Here is an 18,611-nt window from a genome sequence, read left to right on the forward strand (position 1 = left end):
CTTGCCACAGCGCGCGACAGGGACGGCCATGCGCCGACTCGATCGGGTCGAGCGGGGCGTCGTCGCGCTGGCGGCGCTGGCGCTCCTCGCCCGGCTGGTCGGCCTCGGGACGCGCCCGTTCCACTGGGACGAGGCCCGGGTCGGCTACTGGGCGCTCCGATCGCTCGAGACGGGCGTCTACGAGTACCGCCCCGTCGCCGGCGGGCCGTTCCTCTACGTCGTCGGCCGACGGCTGTTCGCGCTCGGACTCACCAGCGACGCCGCCGCCCGATTTCCGGTCGCACTGATCGGCGGGCTGCTGCCGCTCGGGGCGCTGCTGTTCCGGCGGGCCACGGACCGGGAGTCCCGCAGCGGCCTCTCCGGGACCGAGACCGTCGCGCTCGCGGCGCTGCTCGCGCTCGCGCCGCCGCTGCTGTACTACGCCCGCGTCCTCCGGGGCGACCTCCCGCTGGCGGCGTTCTCGCTGGTCGCCGTCGGCTTCGCGTGGCGCGCGTGGGACCGGGAGAGTCGTCGCGCGCTGTACGCCACGGCGGCGGCAGTCGGTCTCGCGCTCACCACCTCCGGGTTCGTGTTCGCGGTACTGGGCTGCTGGCTGCTCGCCGCCGTCCTCACGCTCGACGAAGCACGCGTCCGGGGCGAGGACCCGGCGGCACTCCGCGTCCGCGTCCGTTCGGTCGTCGATAGCGTCGCCGGGCGGTCCGTCGCGCTGCTCCGCGCCGCCGCGATCACGGTCGTCGTCGCTGTCGCGTTCTACCTCCCGCGGGGGCGGATCGACCTCGGCGATCCGGCGACGCTGCTGACGGCGCTCGAAGCCGGCACCGTCGGCGCACTCCAGCGGTTCCTCTCGGTGCGCGTGCTCGGCCGACACGCGCCGCCGACGTACACGAACGACCACCCGCTGCTCCCGTTCGTCGCCGGCACCGCGGAGGTGCTACTGGCGGCGGCGCTGCCCGTCGTCGCCCTCGCCGTCTGGGGGTTCTTCCGGGAGCGGTACGCCGGCCGGTCGCGGCCGCTGGTGAACTTCGCCGCCTACTGGGCCGGCGCGGGGCTGCTGCTGGTCCCCGTCGCGTCGGAGGTGAACGAGCCGTGGGTCGCGGTCCACGTCCTCGCGCCGGCGACGGTCCCCGCGGCCGTCGGGCTGGCGAGGCTCTGGAACGTCGCCGCCGAGAGCGTCGCCGTCGGTGACGCCGCCCGGATTGCCGCCGCGCTGCTGCTCCTCTCCGCCGCCGGCCTCCACTCCGGCGCAGTGATCGCCGGCGAGGTGTACGACGATCCCGCGGCCGGCGACGCGCTCCCGGGGTACGCCCAGCCGGGGAGCGAGTACCGGACGGCCGTGAGCGCGATGGAGGACGCTGTCGCCGGGAACGAGGGAACGGGCGTGCTCTACGTCGGCGAGGCGCTCGCCGTTGAGGACGAGACAGTGCTCGATCGGCCGCCGGTGCCCGGGCGGGCGCGCGCCGCGTTCACCGCGCGGCTCCCGCTGTCGTGGTACGTCGAGCGCGCCGGCGCGGGGACCGAGAGCGTCGCCGCGCCGTCGGCGATGCCCGACTCGGCGCCGCCGGTGGTCGTCACGACGCCCGACCACCGGCTCGCGGTCGCCGATCGGCTCTCCGAGTACGAGCGCTACACGATCGAGCAGGGCCTCACGAACCGACGGCTGATCGTGTTCGTGGCGGCCTGAGGCGGAAGAGAACGTCGAGTGGGAAGAACGTCGGAGCGGACCGTGCGGGCTACCGGAAGCCCATCGCTTCGATCTGTTCCTGGTAGCGGTTCCGGATGGTGACCTCCGTCACCTGCGCCACGTCGGCGACCTCGCGCTGGGTCTTCTTCTCGTTACAGAGCAGCGAGGCGGCGTAGATCGCCGCGGCGGCGAACCCGGTGGGGGACTTCCCCGAGAGCAGCCCCTGCTCGGCGGAGACGTCGATGATCTCGGTCGCCTTCGACTGGACCTCCTCGCTCAGGCCGAGTTCGGAGGCGAACCGCGGGACGAACTGCTTGGGGTCGACCGGCTTGAGCTCGAGGCCGAGCTCCTGGGAGATGTACCGGTAGGTGCGGCCGATCTCCTTCTGGGGGACGCGGGAGACCTCCGCCACCTCGTCGAGGCTGCGCGGGATCCCCTCCTGCCGACAGGCGGCGTACAGCGCGGCGGTCGCGACGCCCTCGATCGAGCGCCCGCGGATCAGGTCCTCGTTGAGCGCGCGGCGGTAGATCACCGACGCGACCTCACGGACCGATCGCGGGACGCCCAGCGCGGAGGCCATGCGGTCGACCTCCGAGAGCGCGAACTGGAGGTTGCGCTCGCCGGCGTCCTTCGTCCGGATGCGCTCCTGCCACTTCCGCAGGCGGTGCATCTGACTGCGCTTCTCGGAGGAGAGCGACCGCCCGTAGGCGTCCTTGTCCTTCCAGTCGATCGTCGTCGTCAGCCCGCGGTCGTGCATCGTCTCGGTAATCGGCGCACCCACCCGGGACTTGCTCTGGCGCTCGGAGTGGTTGAACGCCCGCCACTCCGGGCCGCGGTCGATCTGGCGCTCGTCGAGCACCAGTCCGCAGTCGTCGCAGACGAGCTCGCCTTGGTCGTCGTCGGTGACGACCTCGTCTGACCCACACTCCGGGCAGGTGAGAACTTCGTCGGCCGACTCCTCCTCGTCCTCCGACTCCCGCTGTCGCTCCCGGCTCGGACGTTCCATTAAAAGGTTTCTGGTGACCCCGACAGATAAGACTTTTTCCGTCCTCAACATGAGCACAGAACTAATCGCCGTACGTGGCGGAGTCCGGGAATTCTTGCCGCATCCCACCTGTCGCCCCGGCGGGCCGGTAGTCGCCCGTCTCTGATTACTACTGCGTATTGAGAAACCTTTTTGGATAACCAGTGGCTATGGAGTCGTATGAGCACGAGCCCCACGCGCGTCGAATCGGCAGTGGACTCCTGTCGCCCGTCGAACGTCGAGCCTGTCGAACTCACCGCGTCGTCGCTGTCGACGACCGCCCCGGAGTACCTGCGGGAGCTGAAGGCCGAACTCGCCACCGAAGGGTACCAGCCCGCGGAACTCACCGTCGAGGCCTGTTTCGCCGAGGACTGCTCGCTCGCGACGCAGGAGGAGGCCGACCGCCTGCGTGACGTGGTTCGGGCGGGCGCGTTCCTCGGCGTCGGCGTCGTCCGCGTCGAGATCGAGGACGTGAGCGACCCCGAGAAGGTCCGCCCGGCGCTGGAGGCGCTCGAGGAGCGCGCCCGCCGGGAAGGCGTCACCCTTTCGGTCGACGGTCTCGACGTGGCGGCCTGAATGGGCAAACGGGCGCTGGCCGAACGACTCCACGGGCTCGCGGGGTTCCGCGACCCCGACGTGGCCCTCGAACAGTACCCGACGCCGCCGGACCTCGCGGCTCACCTTCTCCACCTCGCGGATCTCCAAGGCGACATCGCCGGTCGAACGGTGCTCGACCTCGGTGCCGGCACGGGACTCCTCGCGCTCGCGGCCGCCTGTCGCGATCCCGCGCGGGTGCTCGGACTCGAACGCGACGCCGACGCGCTCGCGGTCGCGCGCGAGAACGAACGCGCGGTCGCCCCCGAAACGGCGGTCGACTGGCTCCGCGCCGACGCGACGCACCCGCCGCTCCCCGCGAACTCGGTCGCAACGGCCGTCACGAACCCGCCGTTCGGCGCCCAGTCGGGCAACGAAGGCGCCGATCGGGCGTTTCTCCAAACCGCGGCGTCGGTCGCCGGCGTCTCCTACTCGATCCACAACGCCGGGAGCCGCGAGTTCGTCGAGTCGTTCGCCGACGACGAGGGCGGCGAGGTGACCCACGCCTTCGCCGCGGAGTTCGAGATCCCGCGGCTGTACGAACACCACGAGCGCGAGCGGGCGGAGATCGAGGTCGAAGTGTTCCGGATCGAGTGGCGTTAGTCGGCGCGTCTCGGGGACCTGAACCGACCGACGTTCGGTAGCTCGTCCGCCGCGAGCCAGAGCCCGGCCGACAGCAGCCCGTAGCCGAGCACCAGCAACGCGCCGTTGGAGAACGTCACGCAGTCGCCGACGGCGACGCCGATGCGGACGCCGCTCCGGAACAGGATCGCCCCCCGGTCGGCCAGCCCGCAGCCGCCGCCGAACGCCGTGACCGGCGCGGCGACGATCAGCACGACCCCCGAGACAGCGAGCGACGCCTTCCCGCCGGCGCGGCGACGAACCCCGACCGCGAGCGCGGCCGCGGCGAGGCTGACGACCACGATCGGGAGCAGCGATGCGGAGCGCGGGACGACTCCCGCCGCGGAGAGGCCGACCGAGAGCGCGATCGCGGCGAGTTCGGCGACGACGACCGCAGTGGCCCCCACGAGCGCGAGCGTGATCCGGGCGGACTGCCCGTGGAGCCGAGACACGTCACTGGATCGTTGAGTCAGTGTCCTAACTGTTTCGGGCCGGCGCGGATCGTCGGAGCTATTTGACGACGGACCGCGGGGTCGCACATGGACGAGACGTTCCTCGACATGCTGGACCGCAACGCCGACCACGCCGCGGCGTTCGACGATCGGTTCGACGACCTCCAGCACGGACAGCAGCCGGACGCGGTGACGGTCTGCTGTTCGGACTCCCGGGTGCTGCAGGATCACGTCTGGGGGAACGACGAGCCGGGCCACCTGTTCAGCTGTGGGAACATCGGGAACCGCGTCGTCCAGCAGACCGACGCCGGCCAGCGAGTCTCCGGCGACGTGCTCTACCCGCTGGCACACACCGACACCGACCTCGCCGTCGTCCTCGGCCACACCGGCTGCGGGGCGGTGACGGCGACGTACGACCAGCTCACCGACGGCGTGTCGGAGCCGCCGGGGATCGAACACTGCATCGACCTGCTCGCGCCGGGGCTGGAGTCCGGCCTCGAGAAGCTCCCGGACGGGCTGGACCACGACGAGGCCGTGAACCGGCTCGTCGAGTACAACGTCGACCGACAGGTCGAGTTCCTGCGCGACAGCGAGGACGTCGACGACCGCGTGCAGGTCGTCGGCGCGGTGTACGACTTCCAAGACGTCTACGGCGGCCAGCGGGGGGAGGTCCACGTGATCAACGTCGACGGCGAGACCGACCCCGAACGGCTCCGCGAGCGCCACCCGGCGATCGACTCCCGGGTGCAGCGGCTCTGGACGTACTGAACGCGAAACCGGGCGGCGGTCTCGGATCGCTCCTCGGCCTCGCCGCCGATCAGATATCGACTCGGTCGCCGATCTCGACCAGCTCCAGCGACCGCGGGTGCTCGAAGGAGTCGACGTGCTCGTGGAGCGCGGTCGGGTCGGCGGTGAGTCCCTTCCACATGTCCCAGTGGGTCGGCAGCAGCCGGTCGACCCGGAGCGCGCTCGCGGCCTCGACGGCCTCCCCCTCGTCGTTGTACCACTTGGTGTACGTCGGCTCCCGCGTCTCCTTGTCCGGGATCATCCCCGCGCTCCCGAACGCGACGATCCCGAGGTCGATGTCGAACTCTCGGCCCAGCCGCCCGAAGGAGTCCGCCGGCCGCGAGTCGCCGGGGTGGAACACCGTCCCGGACTCGTGTTCGAACACGTACCCCACCGGATGCTCGGCGTCTGGGTCGTTCACCTCGACGACGTGGACCGTGAACTCGCCCACCTCCAGCACGTCGCCCTCGGCCACTTCTTGGAACTGGCCGTCGTCGAGCGCCCAGCGGTCTTCCCACGACTGCGCCTCGCGTGCGGCCGCGATCGACGCGTCGGGAGCGACGAAGGGCGCGCCCGTAGTTTCGAGGATCGGCGCCTGCGACTCGCCGTGGACGTGGTCGCTGTGCTCGTGGGTCGCGAACACCGCGTCGGCATCGGTCACGTCCGCGGGATCGAACGGGACGGGGATCATCCGGACCGTCCGCGGCGGGTCGCCGGTGCCTACGTAGGGATCGACGAACAGCGTCGTCCCCTCGCTCCCCTTCAACACAAACCCGTTACAGCCGAGATACCAGACCGCGACGGAGTCCGGATCGGCCGACTCGATCGCGCGGGGGAGCCAGTCGCCCCAGTCGCTCGTCGTCATGGGACGGAATGGGGCCGGGCGTCCCATAGCCGTTGTGCCATACCCCCCGAAGATACTCAAGGGAGGACCGTGTGAGTTCGTGTCATGCGACCCTCCACACGCGACACCGCCGCGTTCGCCGAGATGCGCCACGCGATGGAGCACGCCGCGGGCGCCGTCACCGACGGCGCCGGCCGGGAGCTGTTCGACGGGTAACTCCGACGCGAGGTTTTTGTCGCTCCGGACACGCCGGGAGAGAGTGAGCAGATCATCGTTTCTCGGCGCGATCGTCGTCGCCGTCGTCGCGGGCGTCACCGGCTGGTACGTCGCGACGACGGCGCCGCTCGGGGTGGCCGTCGGCGACACGCCGCTCGATCCGCTGGTGGCCCGCGCGCTGCTCGCGCTCTCGTTCACGGCCGTCGTGTTCGGCTGCTACCGGCTGGTGTTCTCGTGGCTCACGCGCGGGGCGACCAAGCGCCGGCAGCACGACCTGCGGAACGTCCTTCGGTTAGGGTTCGGCGTCGTCGGGCTGGTCGGCGCCCTCGGCGCGCTGACCGACCAGTGGCTGGGCGTGCTGTTCTCGCTGGGGGTCGTCGGCTTCGCGATCACCTTTGCGCTCCAACAGCCCCTGCTCTCGCTGCTCGGCTGGGTGTACATCACCGCCAAACGACCCTACGGCGTCGGCGACCGCGTCCGGATCGGCGACGTGAAAGGCGACGTGGTCGCGGTTGACTTCCTCGTCACCACGCTCTGGGAGGTCGGCGGCGAACTGGTCTCCACCAATCAGCCCTCCGGCCGGCGCGTGACGGTGCCCAACAGCGTGGTGCTCTCCTCGGATCTCACGACGTTCGGCGGCGCCGGCGGCGAGTTCGTCTGGAACGAGCTCTCGGTACAGGTCGCATACGAGACGGAACTCCCCTACGCCCGCGAGGTGATGGTCGAGGAGGCCGAGGCGCTGCTCGGCGACGAGATGCGCCGGCGGGTCGAGCGCTACCGCGACGAACTCAGCGAGACCGCGGTGGAACTCTCCGTCGACGAGGAGCCGACGGTGAACGTCGTCCAGCAGGAGTCGTGGGTGGAACTCCGCCTGCGCTACCTCGTGGACCCGCGACGGGCGACCCGGACCCGGAACCAGTTGTACGAACGGATCCTCGGTCGGTTCAACGAGGCGCCCGATCGGGTCCGCTTCCCGGTCAGCCGGAACCGCTGAGACGGACCGGCCGCCCCCGGCGGCTGACGGGACCGAAACCGGGAAACCCGCCGCCGGCCTCCGCCCGATAATGGAGTCGGGCCGCATCGACGTTTCGACACTCGACGGACCGTTCGACCTGCAGTCGACGCTGGAGAGCGGGCAGAGCTACCTCTGGGAGCGCGCCGACGGCGACGGCTACACCGAGTCCGCCGCCCACGGCGGCGATGCGTGGTACGAGACCGTCCTCCCGCCGACGCCGGGGCTGGTCGACCAGCCCACGGTCGTCCGTGCCCGGCAGCGTGGCGGCGTCGACGACGGGACGATCGAGTGGGAGGCCGGCGGTGTTCCGGCCGACACAGGGAACGACGCAGATCCCGCGGCACCGACCGAGTCGGTCGACGGCGAGTCGATCCTCACACATCTCCTCCGGCTCGACGACGACCTCGCGGCGATCTACGACGCGACCGACGACGGCGCGCTGCTCTCGCGGGCGTACGACCGCTACCGCGGGCTGCGGCTCGTCCGGGATCCCGCCTTCCCCTGCCTGATCTCCTTCATCTGCTCGGCACAGATGCGCGTGAGCCGGATCTTCGGGATGCAGCGGTCGCTCCGGGAGAGCTACGGCACGCCGGTCGATCTGGGCGACCGGACGCTGTACGCCTACCCGACGCCCGAGGCGCTGGCCGCGCGGACCGAGGACGAACTACGGGATCTGAGCCTGGGCTACCGCGCGCCGTACGTCCAGCGCACCGCCGAGATGGTGGCCTCGGGGGAGGCCCACCCCCGCGACGCGCGCGGCCTGCCGTACGAGGACGCACGCGAGGAACTCACCCAGTTCGTCGGCGTCGGCGACAAGGTGGCAGACTGCGTGCTGCTGTTCTCGCTCGGCTACCTGCAGGCAATCCCGCTTGACACGTGGATCAAGACCGCCATCGGCGACTACTTCCCCGACTGCGAGGGCGGCAACTACGCCGAGACCTCGCGGTCGATCCGGGAGCGCCTCGGCGCCGGCCTGCCCGAACGAGACGAGCCGTTCGGCGAGAGCGGCCCCGACGCGTACGCGGGCTACGCCCAGACGTACGTGTTCCACCACCTCCGCACCGACGGCGACTGACCACCCTCGCCGAACCGGCGACGACACCTCGAACCGAATCGGCGACACCCTCGTCCACCCGAACTGTCAAGCCGGCGTCCGCCGAAGCGACGCGCATGTCCACAACCCCGTACGGCGAGTGGGAGTCGCCCGTCGCCGCGGCCGACGTGGCCGCCGACACGCTCCGCTTCGGCCCCGTCTCGGTCGACGACGGCAGCGTCTACTGGCTCGAACGCCGGCCCGACGAGGAAGGACGAGGTGTCGTCGTCCGCGCCGACGGCGACGGCAGCGATCCCGCCGAAGTCACGCCCGAGGACGCCGACGTGCGCACGCTGGTCCACGAGTACGGCGGCGGCGACTTCGCGGTGCAGGACGGTACCGTGTTCTACGCCGCGTTCGACGATCAGCGGCTCTACCGGCTCGACCCCGACGGTGAGCCGACGCCGATCACCCCCGAGCCGGAGACCGAACGCGGCCACCGCTACGCCGACGTGGAGGTCAGTCCCGACGGGGAACGCCTCTACGCGGTCCGGGAGCGCCACGAGGGCGACGACGCCGAGAGCGTGATCAACGAACTCGTGACGCTCCCGGCCGACGGCAGCGAGGCGCCCGCCGTCGTCGCCTCGGGCCACGACTTCTACTCGTTCCCGCGGCTCGACCCCGACGGCGAGCGACTCGCGTGGACGACGTGGGACCACCCGCGGATGCCGTGGGACGGCACCGAACTCCACGTCGCCGACGTGGGCGACGACGGCTCCCTCTCCGGGGAGCGCGTGGTTATGGGCGGCCCCGAGGAGTCGGTGTTCCAGCCTGGCTGGAGTCCCGACGGTCGGCTCCACGCCGTCTCGGACCGAACCGGCTGGTGGAACCTCTACGAACTCGACGCCGCGGGCGAGGAGGAGCCGCGGAATCGAACGCCCGAGGACGCGGAGTTCGGCGTCCCGCAGTGGTCGTTCGGCTCGGCGACGTACGCGTTTCTCGACGACGGCCGCGTCGCGGTGCTCCGCAACAGCGACGGCGAGTGGTCGCTCTGTCTGCTCGACGAGGACGACGAACTCCGGGAGGCCGGCCTCCCGTACTCGGCGTACCCTCACGCCCGGATCGCGACCGACGGCGAGGCGCTGGCGTTCGTCGCCGGCGGTCCCGAGACGCCGGCGACCGTCGCGCGCTTGACGGCCGGCGACGACGAACCGACGTCCCTCCAGCAGTCGTTCTCGCTCGATCTGGACGAGGAGATGGTCGCCGAACCCGAGCACGTCGACGTGCCGACCCGCGACGGCGAGACGACCCACGCCTACTACTACCCGCCGACGAACGCCGACGAGCGCGCGCCCGAGGGCGAGGACCCGCCGCTGGTGACGATGGTCCACGGCGGCCCGACGAGCCAGACGCTGCCCGTCGCGGATCTCGCGATCCAGTTCTTCACGACCCGCGGCTTCGCGGTCGCGGACGTGAACTACCGCGGCTCGACGGGCTACGGCCGCGCGTACCGCGACGCGCTGCAGGGCGAGTGGGGGGTGCTCGACACCGCCGACGTGGTCGACACCGCGGAGTACCTCGCGGAGACGGGTCGGGCGAATCCGGACCGCCTCGCGATCACCGGCGGCAGCGCCGGCGGCTACGCGGTGCTCTGTGCGCTGGCGTTCCACGACACGTTCGACGCCGGCGCGAGCCACTACGGCGTCGCGGATCTCGAGGCGCTCGCGACGGGGACCCACAAGTTCGAGTCGCGCTACCTCGACGGGCTGGTCGGCCCGCTGCCCGAGGCGCGAGAGACCTACGAGGAACGGTCGCCGGCGTTCCACGCCGAGGAGATCGACGCGCCGCTGCTGCTCCTACAGGGCGGCGAGGACCGCGTGGTTCCGCAGGAACAGGCCGAGGATATGGTGGACGCGCTGGTCGCGACGGAGACACCCTACGCCTACGCGCTGTTCCCCGAGGAGCGCCACGGTTTCCGGACCGCGGAGGCGAGCCGGCGCGCGCTCGAACTCGAACTCGCGTTCTACGGCCGGACGTTCGGCTTCGAGCCAGCCGACGAGATCCCCGAGATCGGACTCCACGAGGGGCAGCGGTCGGTGCAACGGGTGGAGTAGCGCGGCACCGAGAAAGCAACTTCGCGACCGTTCAGAGCGTCAACGTCGCGTCGGGCATGTTCAGGAACGCGGTCTCGTACCCCTCGTGCCGGGAGACCTGTGGGGGCGTGCCAATGCTGATCGTGAGTTCGTCGCCGGACTCGACACCGTCGACGACCGCGCCGTAGTGGACGCCCAGATCCGGATCCATCCACTCGTAGAGGTAGTCATCGAACACGGTTTCGCCATCACGGGAAAGCGTCGCCGACAGCGACATCAGCGGCAGCGGGAAGCGGTTGTACGGCGTGCGCGGCGAGACCGCGAGGTACTGCTGATCCTCGCTGCCGTCGAAGCGCGCCGCGTCGTCGAGGCTCTGGACCGCCAGCACGGCGTCACCGCTCTCGGTCGTTCCGTGGCCCATCCCGGGCAGGTCGTCGACCACCGGGACCTGCCTCACAGGCACCATGTCCATCTCCATCGGCTCGACGGCGCCGAGCGTCCCCTGCCGGGCCTCGGGGATGTCGGTGAACGGCACCGCCTGCAGTTCGGATCGCTGGTAGTCGATCGTGAACTCGAACTTCGCCGACTCAGTCTCCGCCAGCGAGCCGGTGCGGCGGCTGCTTCCCTCGCCGACCGTGACGGTCACGTCGTACTCGCCCTGCTCGGGGAGTTCGACGTTGTCGCCGAAATGAAAGCCCATGTTCTGGGAGAGCATCGCCCAGGGGTTGAGCCCGCTGACGACCGACTCGCCGTCGCGGGTCACGTCGACCGAGGGGTTCACGTCCGAGGGGACGACGCCGGTCTCGCTGTGCCAGAGGAACGGCATGAGGTGGAGCGCGTCGTCCGAGCCGACCTCGACCTGCGTGGTGTCGCTGCCGGTGATCGTCCAGAAGCGGTGCGGGAAGCTGTACGTCAGCGCACAGCTGTACCCGCCGTCGCTGGCCATCCCGCCCATCAGCATCCCCTCGGTGTGGGTGGGGTAGTAGACGCCGTCGGGGCGGTTCTCCACCAGCGGCGGCTCGCGGTTGCCCGACTGGAGTTCGAACCCCAGACAGCCCGCGACGCTCCCGATACCGGCGGCGCCGACGCCCGCGAGGAACGACCGGCGGGACGGCCTACGCATGGGCCACCTCCGCGTCCTCGGCGGCCTCGGGGTTCGCGGGCGGGAGCGCACGCAGCGAGCGCGGCGGGACGAGGAAGTTCCCCCGGCGGACCGTGTTGATGTACTGGAGGATCCCGTTGTTGGTGCGCTGGCCGACCGCGGAGTTGCGGTCGATCTCCTCGCCGTTCATCGCTTCCCGGGTCGTCACGAAGTCGGCGATCTCGCGCTGCAGCGAGAGGAAGTGGACGCCCGCACGGCCCTGATCGGTCGAGTCGAAGTCCCGGCGCAGGATGATCGGCGCGTCGTCCTCGCGGACGTCGACCATCTTCTGGCCGTGACCGACGACGCCGTCGCTCCGGGCGCTGTCCATCGGATCGGCGCAGTCGTCCATCCGCGGGTCGGTGCCGAGGTTCTCGCCGGTGCCCTCGACGACGTCGTTGTTGGCGTGGTGGGGACAGAACATCTTCGCGACGCGCTGCTTCCGGGTGTCCTGCTCGTACCACTGGTTCAGGTTCAGCGTCAGCGTCGAGAGCTGCTGGGTCGTGCCGCCGGCGAAAGGTCCCTCCTGTATCGTCACGCGGTCCTCGGTGGGCTGGTTCCCCTCGTAGGCGGACTCGAACCCCATGTACAGCGGCGCGTCCTCCGGGACAGGGCCGTCGTCGGGGACGCCGTCGACGTCCTGATTCTCGGCGGGGAGGCCGTCGCCGATGAAGCCGGTCCGGCGCTCGCGGATCGAGAACGCGTCCGTCAGCGCGGCGTCGGGCTGAGAGACGCCGTTGAGTTCGTCGATCTCGCCCTTCAGCGCCTCCTCGGCGCCCATCACGACCTCGCCGTGGTCGCTCGCGAGGTGGACGATCGCGTCGGGGTCGTCGGAGTTCGGGTTCTCGAACGAGGAGAGCGCCCGTGGCTCGGGCAGGTCGACGCTCTCGGGCAGGTCGGCGTCGAAGCGGTCGAAGTAGTACGGCGAGTAGCTGACCGTGAGCAGCAGCCCCGCGGCCGAGCGCTCGTAGGCGCGCTCGACGCCGGTCAGCGCCGCCTCGACGGCCTCGCGCTCGGCGTCGGTCGGCGTCCCGTCGCCGTAGTCCAGCGGGAGCAGCACGCGGTGGCGCGGGTGGTGGTTGTTCCCCTCCTCGGTGGTCGGGAGAAACTCGTTCCAGGCGTGCTGGCGCTCCGGGAACGCGGAACCGGGCTCCTCGGGGCCTCGCGGCACGTCGATCTCCGGCCCCCGGTTCAGACAGGCCGACAGCGCCGCCGCGCCGCCGATCGCGACGGCGGACTTGACGAACTCGCGGCGGTCGATCCCGTGGGAGTCGCTCATACGTGGGGTAGGGGATGGACGGGAAAGTGGGTTCTGGTGCGACTGTCGAAACGCCGCCGAGACCGGCGCTACCCGTCGAGTAGCTCGTCGACCAGCCGGGTGAAGCGGTCGACGAGCCGGTCGCCCGCGTCGGGGTCGACCGTCGCGAGCAGCGACCGCGTGGCCTCGGGATCGACGAGCGAGAGGTGGACCCGGCCGCGATCGTCGCGGCGCTGGTCGACGAGCGCGGCCCCGCGGAGGCGGTCGACGTGGTAGGAGAGCGTGCTCCGGGCGACGTCGAGCCGATCGGCCAGCGCGGCAGCGGGCGTCTCCCCCGCGAGCAGCGCCGCGAGAACTGCTCGGGCGGTCTCCCGCCGGGCCAGCGCGATCCGCTCGCGTTCGCGCTCGTCGTACCCCGGCGGGAAGTAGTGGGTGCGGCCGTACCGCTCGTCGGCGACGACGCTGCCCGCTCGGCGGAGCCGCCGCAGGTGGTACTGGCACTGCCCGCTCGCGAGGTCGAACTCCCGGCCCAGCGCGCTGGCGTGCCGGCCCGGGTGGTCCCGGACGTGCTCGAGCAGTCGCTCACGGATCTCGCTCATCGGTCGTCCCCTCCGTCCTCGTCCCGATCGCTCCCGTCGGCCCGGGTCGCGTCCGAGTACGTCGGCTTGCCGACGAGGTAGACGGCGGCGATCACCAGCGCCGCCATCGACACGTCGAGCGCGTGTTCGAGCGTGTGGTGAAGCCCCGGGCCGATCGTCCCGAGGTAGGCGCCGACGCCGACCGCACTGCGGGCGAGCAGCGTCGACAGCGCCAGCGCGATCAGCAGGTAGCGCCGCGAGCGCCGCCGGACGAACGCCGCGATCGCGACGCCGGCGACCACGGCGGTCAGGGCGGCCGCCAGCGAGAGCAGGACGAACATCGCGGGGTCCTGCCCGTGGACGCCGGCCGCGAGCGGGGCGCCGATCCCGGAGAGCATCACCCCCGTTTGCGCCTCGACGGGCATACCCCTCTCGGTCCCGCGTCGACGGCCGGCAACCGCCCCGGCCCGTACGACCGATATGGGCCTTCGACCCGACCCACGGGAATGTCCGACCACGAGGTGACGGGCGACGTACGACGAGGACGGCACCCTTGCGGCGTCGATCACCTCGACGTGCGGCTACGGCGGAACGGGTCCAGACAGCAGAAGAGCGCTGAGCGCGCCGCTCAGTCGTCGGCGAGCGGGGCGCCGTGTTCGGTGTCGGGTTTGTTGCGCAGACACGCCGAGAGGTGGCCGTTCCCGTGGTCGGTCTCCTCGGGTTCCTCCTCCTCACAGGGCGTGGTGAACGTCGAGAGCTCGTCCTCGGCCGTCTCGATCTCGCCGTCGGTGAGCGCGTCGAGCGCGCGGTCGACGATCGCCTCGGCGTCGTCGTCGGCGAGCGTCTCGGGGAGCTCGAACTCCATCCTGAGTTCGTCCTCGACCGTCTCGTCGTCGACGACCGACGGGTCGGCGTCGGGCGGGGAGAGCGCCTCCCGGATCCCCTCGGGGTCGATCTCGCCGGCCCGAACCTTATCCCGGAACGTCAGCAGCGCCCGCCAGTCCTCCTGTTCGAGGTCGTACTCGTCGGACTGGATCACCATGTGACAGCGCGTGTGGAACTTACAGCCCGACGGCGGGGAGATGGGGCTGGGGACCGTCCCCTTGAGTTCGATGTTCTCGCGCTGGTCCGACGGGTCCGGCCGCGGGATCGCCGACAGCAGCGCCTCGGTGTAGGGGTGCTGGGGGTTCGAGAACACCTCGTCGGTGTCGCCGATCTCGACGATCTCGCCCAGATACATCACCGCCACGCGGTCACAGACCTCCCGGACGACGCTCATGTCGTGGCTGATGAACAGCATCGAGAGGCCGAACTCCTCCTGAATGTCGTTCAGAAGCGAGAGGATCTCCGCGCGGATCGACACGTCGAGCGCGGAGACCGGCTCGTCGGCCACGATGAACTCGGGGTTGAGCACGAGCGCGCGCGCCAGCGCGATGCGCTGTTTCTGCCCGCCGGAGAACTCGTGGGGGTAGCGGTCGTAGTAGTCCGCCTCGAGTCCAACGCGTTCGAGCAGGTCCTCGACGATCTCCCGGCGGCGCTGCTTGTCGGTCATCCCGTGGACCATCAGCAGCTCCGCGACCGACCGCCCGACGGTCATCCGCGGGTCGAGGCTGGAGGAAGGGTCCTGGAAGATCATCTGGGCGTCCCGGCGGAACGCCTTGAGCTCCTCGTCGTCGAACTTCGTCACGTCGTTGGGGTGGGTGCCGTCGGCGTTCCGCTCGCGGCCGGCGCGGCCGCCGCCGTTGAAGATGACCTCGCCGTCGGTGGCCTCCTCCAGCCGGATGATCGAGGACGCCGCGGTCGACTTCCCGCAGCCGGACTCGCCGACGAGGCCGAGGGTCTCCCCCTCGGCGATGTCGAAGCTGATCCCGTCGACGGCCTTGGCGGCGCCGACCTGCCGGGAGAGCACCCCCTCGGTGATCGGGTAGTGCTTCTTCAGGTTCCGGACGGAGACCAGCGGTTCGTCAGTCACTGGTGACACCCCCGGTGGTCGCGCCGTCGTCCTGAACGATCTCCTCTTTCACCGTCGAGGGATCGTACCCCTGCTGGTAGTGGACACACGAGACGGCGTGGGTGTCCGACAGCGGCTCCTCCGGCGGCTGCTCCCCGGCGGTGCACTCCTCGACCGCGTAGTCACACCGCGGCGCGAACCGGCAGCCGTCGGGCGGGTTGATCGGCGAGGGGAGCGTCCCCGGGATCCCCTCCGCGGCGCGGGCCTGCCCGGGCAGACACTCGAGCAGCGCACGCGTGTACGGGTGGGAGGGGTCCTCGAAGATCTCGGTGACGGTGCCCCGTTCCATCACCTTCCCGGCGTACATCACGACGACGTGGTCGGCGATGCCGGCGACGACCCCGAGGTCGTGGGTGACGAAGAGGATGGACATGTTGTACTCCTCCTGCAGGTCCTCGAGCAGGTTCAGAATCTGGGCCTGCACCGTCACGTCCAGCGCGGTCGTCGGCTCGTCGGCGATCAGCAGGTCGGGATTGGTGACCAGCGCCATCGCGATCATCACGCGCTGTTTCTGGCCGCCGGAGAACTCGTGGGGGTAGTCGTCCAGCCGGGCGGCCGCGTTGGCGACGCCCACGTCGTTGAGCAGTTCGACCGCGCGCTCGCGGGCCTCCTGCTTGGAGACGTCCGGCTCGTGGGTCTGGACCGCCTCGACGATCTGCCAGCCGACCGTGTAGCAGTGGTTGAGCGCGTCCTGTGGGTTCTGGAATATGTGGGCGATCCGCCCGCCGCGGATCTCCTCCAGTTCGGACTCGCTCATCGTCGTGACCTCCTGCCCGTCGAACTTCACGCTCCCGGAGACCTCGCCCGGGGGCGTCGGGACGATACGCGTGATCGACTCGCTGGCGACGGTCTTTCCCGATCCCGACTCGCCGACGAGACACACCGTCTCGCCGCGGGGGATCTCGAAGTCGATACCGTCGACGGCGACGAGCGTTCCCTTGTCCGTCGTAAACTCCGTCGTGAGTCCTTCGACCGTGAGTAGTGGTTCGTCTGTCATCATTCTGACTCCGCGTCGGCTTCGGGGTTCAGTGCGTCGAGGAGGGCGTCCCCGAGGAAGTTGAACGCCAAGATGGTGAAGAAGAGGAACATCCCGGGCGCCAGCGTGATCCACGGGGCGAACCCGAGGTCGCTCCGGCCCGCGGAGATCAGCTGTCCCCACGAGGGGACCGCCGAGTCACCGAGGCCGAGGAACGCGAGCTGTGCCTCCGCGAGGATGAACGCCGGCACCAGCAGCGTGATGTTGGTGATGATGCTGCTCGCGCTGTTGGGCACGATGTGGGCCCGGATGATCCGGTAGGTGCTCGCGCCGCTGAGCTGGGTCGCCTTGATGTACTCCTCCTCCGTCTTCGCGAGCGCGTTGCTCCGCACGTAGCGTGCGGTCCCCTCCCAGGCGAACAGCCCGAAGAGGACGATGAACAGGAACAGCCCGCCGCCCCAGATGTAGAGGATCAGCAGGTAGAGGATGAACGTCGGGAACGACTGCTGGATGTCGACCCAGCGCATCAGCACCTCGTCGACGAGGCCGCCCGCGTACGCCGACACCGTCCCGACGGCGGTCCCGACGGTGATGACGATCAGCGTCGCGATGAAGCCGATCTTCATGCTGATCTGCATCCCGTAGATGATGATCTTGAAGATATCCTTGCCGTTCTGGGTCGTCCCCAGCGGGTACTGCATCGTCCCCTGACAGGCGCCGTCGACGACCGGCCCGACACAGTTGATCGGGTAGTTCTGGGAGATCTCCATGAACACCGGCGGCTGGTACTTCAGGAACAGTTCCGACTCCGGCGCCGGGATCACGATCGGCCCCAGCACGCCGATGACGAAGATGAAGATCAGCCAGCCCAGGCTCACCATCGCCGGGCGGTTGCGCTTCATCTCCCGCCAGTAGTACTTCGTCATCCGGGCGTTCTGGTACAGCGGCAGCACCACGTAGAACCCGAACAGCACCAGCGACACCGCGAACAGCCAGTCGAGCTGGGTCACGTCGTAGTTCCAGCCGATCGGCGCGAACGTCGGCGTGTACTGCCCACCCAGATCGAGGCCGAGCATGCTGTCGTAGCTGCCGGTCACCAGGAAGTGATCGTACAGCATCAACAGCACCAGCACGCCCAGCGACACGACGGTGCCGAGGAAGTTCACCGACAGCTCGCGGTCGGACTCCTCGGTGATCTGGTCCCAGTCGACTTGATCGAAGGTAGCTCTGTCCGTCGCCATTATCGGTCCTCGAAGCTGATCCGCGGGTCGAGCATCGTGTACACCAGGTCCTGTAGCAGGTTCCCGATGGTCGCGACGAAGGTGAAGAACAGGGTCGAGCCGAGCACGAGGCTCGTGTCCTGCGAAGTGATCGCTCGGAACAGCGTCGTCCCGAGTCCGGGGATGCTGAACACCACCTCGACCAGCAGCGAGGCGCCGGTGAACAGCGCCAGCAGCTGGCTCACCATCGTCGTCGACAGCGGTACCATCGTCGGACGGAGGATGTGCTGGAAGTAGATCTTGTACGTCGACACCCCCTTCGCCCGCGCGGTCTTGACGAAGTCAGCGTTGACGTACTCGGCGGACTCGTTCCGCGAGACGCGCATGATCCCGCCGATCGAACCCGTGACCAGCACGAACACCGGCACCGACAGCTGGATCGCGTTCTCGACGCTGAACACCCCCACGTCGGTGTTGTATATCACGGGGATCCATCCCAACGTCACCCCGAATATCAGCAACAGGATGATCCCGAAGAAGAAGTTCGGGATCGCATAGCCGAAGAAGGCGAAGCCTGTCGCGACGTGGTCCTTCCAGCTGTACTGGTTAGCTGCCGAGTACAGCCCCACGAGCGGGCCGATCAAGATAGTCAAGATCGTCCACGGGACCGAGTACTGGGCGGTGTAGTAGAGCGCCTCGAGTAGCGCCGCCGTCACCGGTTGGTTGCGACTGTCGGACCACCCCCAGTGCAACGTGTAGATGCCGACGACGTAGTCCATGTAGCGCACGTGTGCCGGGCGGTCGAGTCCCAACCGTTCCTCGGCACGCTCGGCCGCCTCTTCGGGGTTGTCACCGGCGAGCGCCGCTTGTGTCACTGCCTGCTGGACGTTGGGGTTCGGCGCCGCCATCATCAACCCCCAGGTGATCGAGACGATGATGAACGTCACGATGGCCGCCCACGCGACCCGTCGGACGATGTACCATTCCATTCCCATATGTTAGATCCTCATGTGTGTCTGTCTCCGAAATCGCTGTATCCGCTGGCGACAACCGTCACCGCCGTCGATC

General features: G+C 69.7%; 18 protein-coding genes. 7 read left to right on the forward strand and 11 right to left on the reverse strand.

What is annotated here, in order from left to right; translation table 11 throughout:
- The first annotated feature begins 28 nt into the window (after positions 1-28).
- Complete coding sequence (locus tag ACYQZ5_RS09890; RefSeq protein ID WP_459846026.1) at positions 29-1,681, forward strand: flippase activity-associated protein Agl23; 1,653 nt, start codon at positions 29-31, stop codon at positions 1,679-1,681.
- Positions 1,682-1,730: 49 nt separating this feature from the next.
- Here the strand turns inward: ACYQZ5_RS09890 and ACYQZ5_RS09895 are convergent, their stop codons facing one another.
- Positions 1,731-2,687, reverse strand: a complete 957-nt coding sequence (locus tag ACYQZ5_RS09895) for a transcription initiation factor IIB (protein WP_379732593.1) — start codon at positions 2,685-2,687, stop codon at positions 1,731-1,733.
- 198 nt (positions 2,688-2,885) lie between these two features.
- On the opposite strand from ACYQZ5_RS09895, the gene ACYQZ5_RS09900 reads away from it, so the two are divergent.
- Both ACYQZ5_RS09900 and ACYQZ5_RS09905 read left to right on the forward strand, forming a co-directional pair.
- A complete protein-coding gene (locus tag ACYQZ5_RS09900; protein WP_379732594.1) occupies positions 2,886-3,281 on the forward strand; it encodes a DUF7961 family protein in 396 nt (131 codons plus the stop codon).
- Complete coding sequence (locus ACYQZ5_RS09905) at positions 3,282-3,902, forward strand: METTL5 family protein (protein WP_379818311.1); 621 nt, start codon at positions 3,282-3,284, stop codon at positions 3,900-3,902.
- Here ACYQZ5_RS09905 and ACYQZ5_RS09910 read toward each other — a convergent pair.
- A complete protein-coding gene (locus tag ACYQZ5_RS09910; protein ID WP_379818310.1) occupies positions 3,899-4,372 on the reverse strand; it encodes a hypothetical protein in 474 nt (157 codons plus the stop codon). The genes ACYQZ5_RS09905 and ACYQZ5_RS09910 overlap by 4 nt on opposite strands.
- Before the next feature lie 87 nt (positions 4,373-4,459).
- On the opposite strand from ACYQZ5_RS09910, the gene ACYQZ5_RS09915 reads away from it, so the two are divergent.
- Positions 4,460-5,140: a carbonic anhydrase gene (locus ACYQZ5_RS09915; RefSeq protein ID WP_379732556.1), complete on the forward strand. Its 681-nt coding sequence runs from the start codon at positions 4,460-4,462 to the stop codon at positions 5,138-5,140.
- Positions 5,141-5,189: 49 nt separating this feature from the next.
- Here the strand turns inward: ACYQZ5_RS09915 and ACYQZ5_RS09920 are convergent, their stop codons facing one another.
- Entirely contained in the window at positions 5,190-6,023 is an 834-nt protein-coding gene (locus ACYQZ5_RS09920) for an MBL fold metallo-hydrolase (RefSeq protein WP_379732555.1), read from the reverse strand.
- Positions 6,024-6,261: 238 nt separating this feature from the next.
- Here ACYQZ5_RS09920 and ACYQZ5_RS09925 point away from each other — a divergent pair, with 238 nt between their 5' ends.
- From ACYQZ5_RS09925 to ACYQZ5_RS09935, 3 genes are all read left to right on the forward strand, one after another.
- Positions 6,262-7,212: a mechanosensitive ion channel family protein gene (locus ACYQZ5_RS09925; protein WP_459846033.1), complete on the forward strand. Its 951-nt coding sequence runs from the start codon at positions 6,262-6,264 to the stop codon at positions 7,210-7,212.
- Between the two features lie 70 nt (positions 7,213-7,282).
- A complete protein-coding gene (locus ACYQZ5_RS09930; RefSeq protein WP_379732194.1) occupies positions 7,283-8,308 on the forward strand; it encodes a DNA-3-methyladenine glycosylase family protein in 1,026 nt (341 codons plus the stop codon).
- Positions 8,309-8,403: 95 nt separating this feature from the next.
- Positions 8,404-10,380, forward strand: coding sequence for a S9 family peptidase (locus tag ACYQZ5_RS09935; RefSeq protein WP_459846036.1), 1,977 nt, complete (start codon positions 8,404-8,406; stop codon positions 10,378-10,380).
- A gap of 31 nt (positions 10,381-10,411) precedes the next feature.
- On the opposite strand, the gene ACYQZ5_RS09940 is transcribed toward ACYQZ5_RS09935, so the two are convergent.
- The 8 genes from ACYQZ5_RS09940 to ACYQZ5_RS09975 form a co-directional block, all read right to left on the reverse strand.
- Positions 10,412-11,482 carry a DUF7350 domain-containing protein gene (locus tag ACYQZ5_RS09940; protein WP_379732389.1) on the reverse strand — a complete coding sequence of 357 codons (1,071 nt, stop codon included), beginning with the start codon at positions 11,480-11,482 and terminating at the stop codon, positions 10,412-10,414.
- Positions 11,475-12,779: a DUF7405 family protein gene (locus ACYQZ5_RS09945; protein ID WP_379818006.1), complete on the reverse strand. Its 1,305-nt coding sequence runs from the start codon at positions 12,777-12,779 to the stop codon at positions 11,475-11,477. Before ACYQZ5_RS09945 ends, ACYQZ5_RS09940 begins: the two co-directional genes overlap by 8 nt.
- A gap of 68 nt (positions 12,780-12,847) precedes the next feature.
- Complete coding sequence (locus tag ACYQZ5_RS09950; RefSeq protein WP_379818007.1) at positions 12,848-13,357, reverse strand: winged helix-turn-helix transcriptional regulator; 510 nt, start codon at positions 13,355-13,357, stop codon at positions 12,848-12,850.
- Positions 13,354-13,761, reverse strand: coding sequence for a DUF7471 family protein (locus ACYQZ5_RS09955; RefSeq protein WP_379818008.1), 408 nt, complete (start codon positions 13,759-13,761; stop codon positions 13,354-13,356). Before ACYQZ5_RS09955 ends, ACYQZ5_RS09950 begins: the two co-directional genes overlap by 4 nt.
- 203 nt (positions 13,762-13,964) lie before the next feature.
- Entirely contained in the window at positions 13,965-15,308 is a 1,344-nt protein-coding gene (locus ACYQZ5_RS09960) for an ABC transporter ATP-binding protein (protein ID WP_379730845.1), read from the reverse strand.
- Positions 15,301-16,347 carry an ABC transporter ATP-binding protein gene (locus ACYQZ5_RS09965; protein WP_379730846.1) on the reverse strand — a complete coding sequence of 349 codons (1,047 nt, stop codon included), beginning with the start codon at positions 16,345-16,347 and terminating at the stop codon, positions 15,301-15,303. Before ACYQZ5_RS09965 ends, ACYQZ5_RS09960 begins: the two co-directional genes overlap by 8 nt.
- Complete coding sequence (locus ACYQZ5_RS09970; RefSeq protein WP_379730847.1) at positions 16,344-17,564, reverse strand: ABC transporter permease; 1,221 nt, start codon at positions 17,562-17,564, stop codon at positions 16,344-16,346. The genes ACYQZ5_RS09965 and ACYQZ5_RS09970 overlap by 4 nt, the downstream gene beginning before the upstream one ends.
- Positions 17,564-18,538, reverse strand: a complete 975-nt coding sequence (locus ACYQZ5_RS09975) for an ABC transporter permease (RefSeq protein WP_379730848.1) — start codon at positions 18,536-18,538, stop codon at positions 17,564-17,566. Before ACYQZ5_RS09975 ends, ACYQZ5_RS09970 begins: the two co-directional genes overlap by 1 nt.
- Positions 18,539-18,611: the final 73 nt, after the last annotated feature.

Source organism: Halolamina salina, assembly GCF_054653455.1.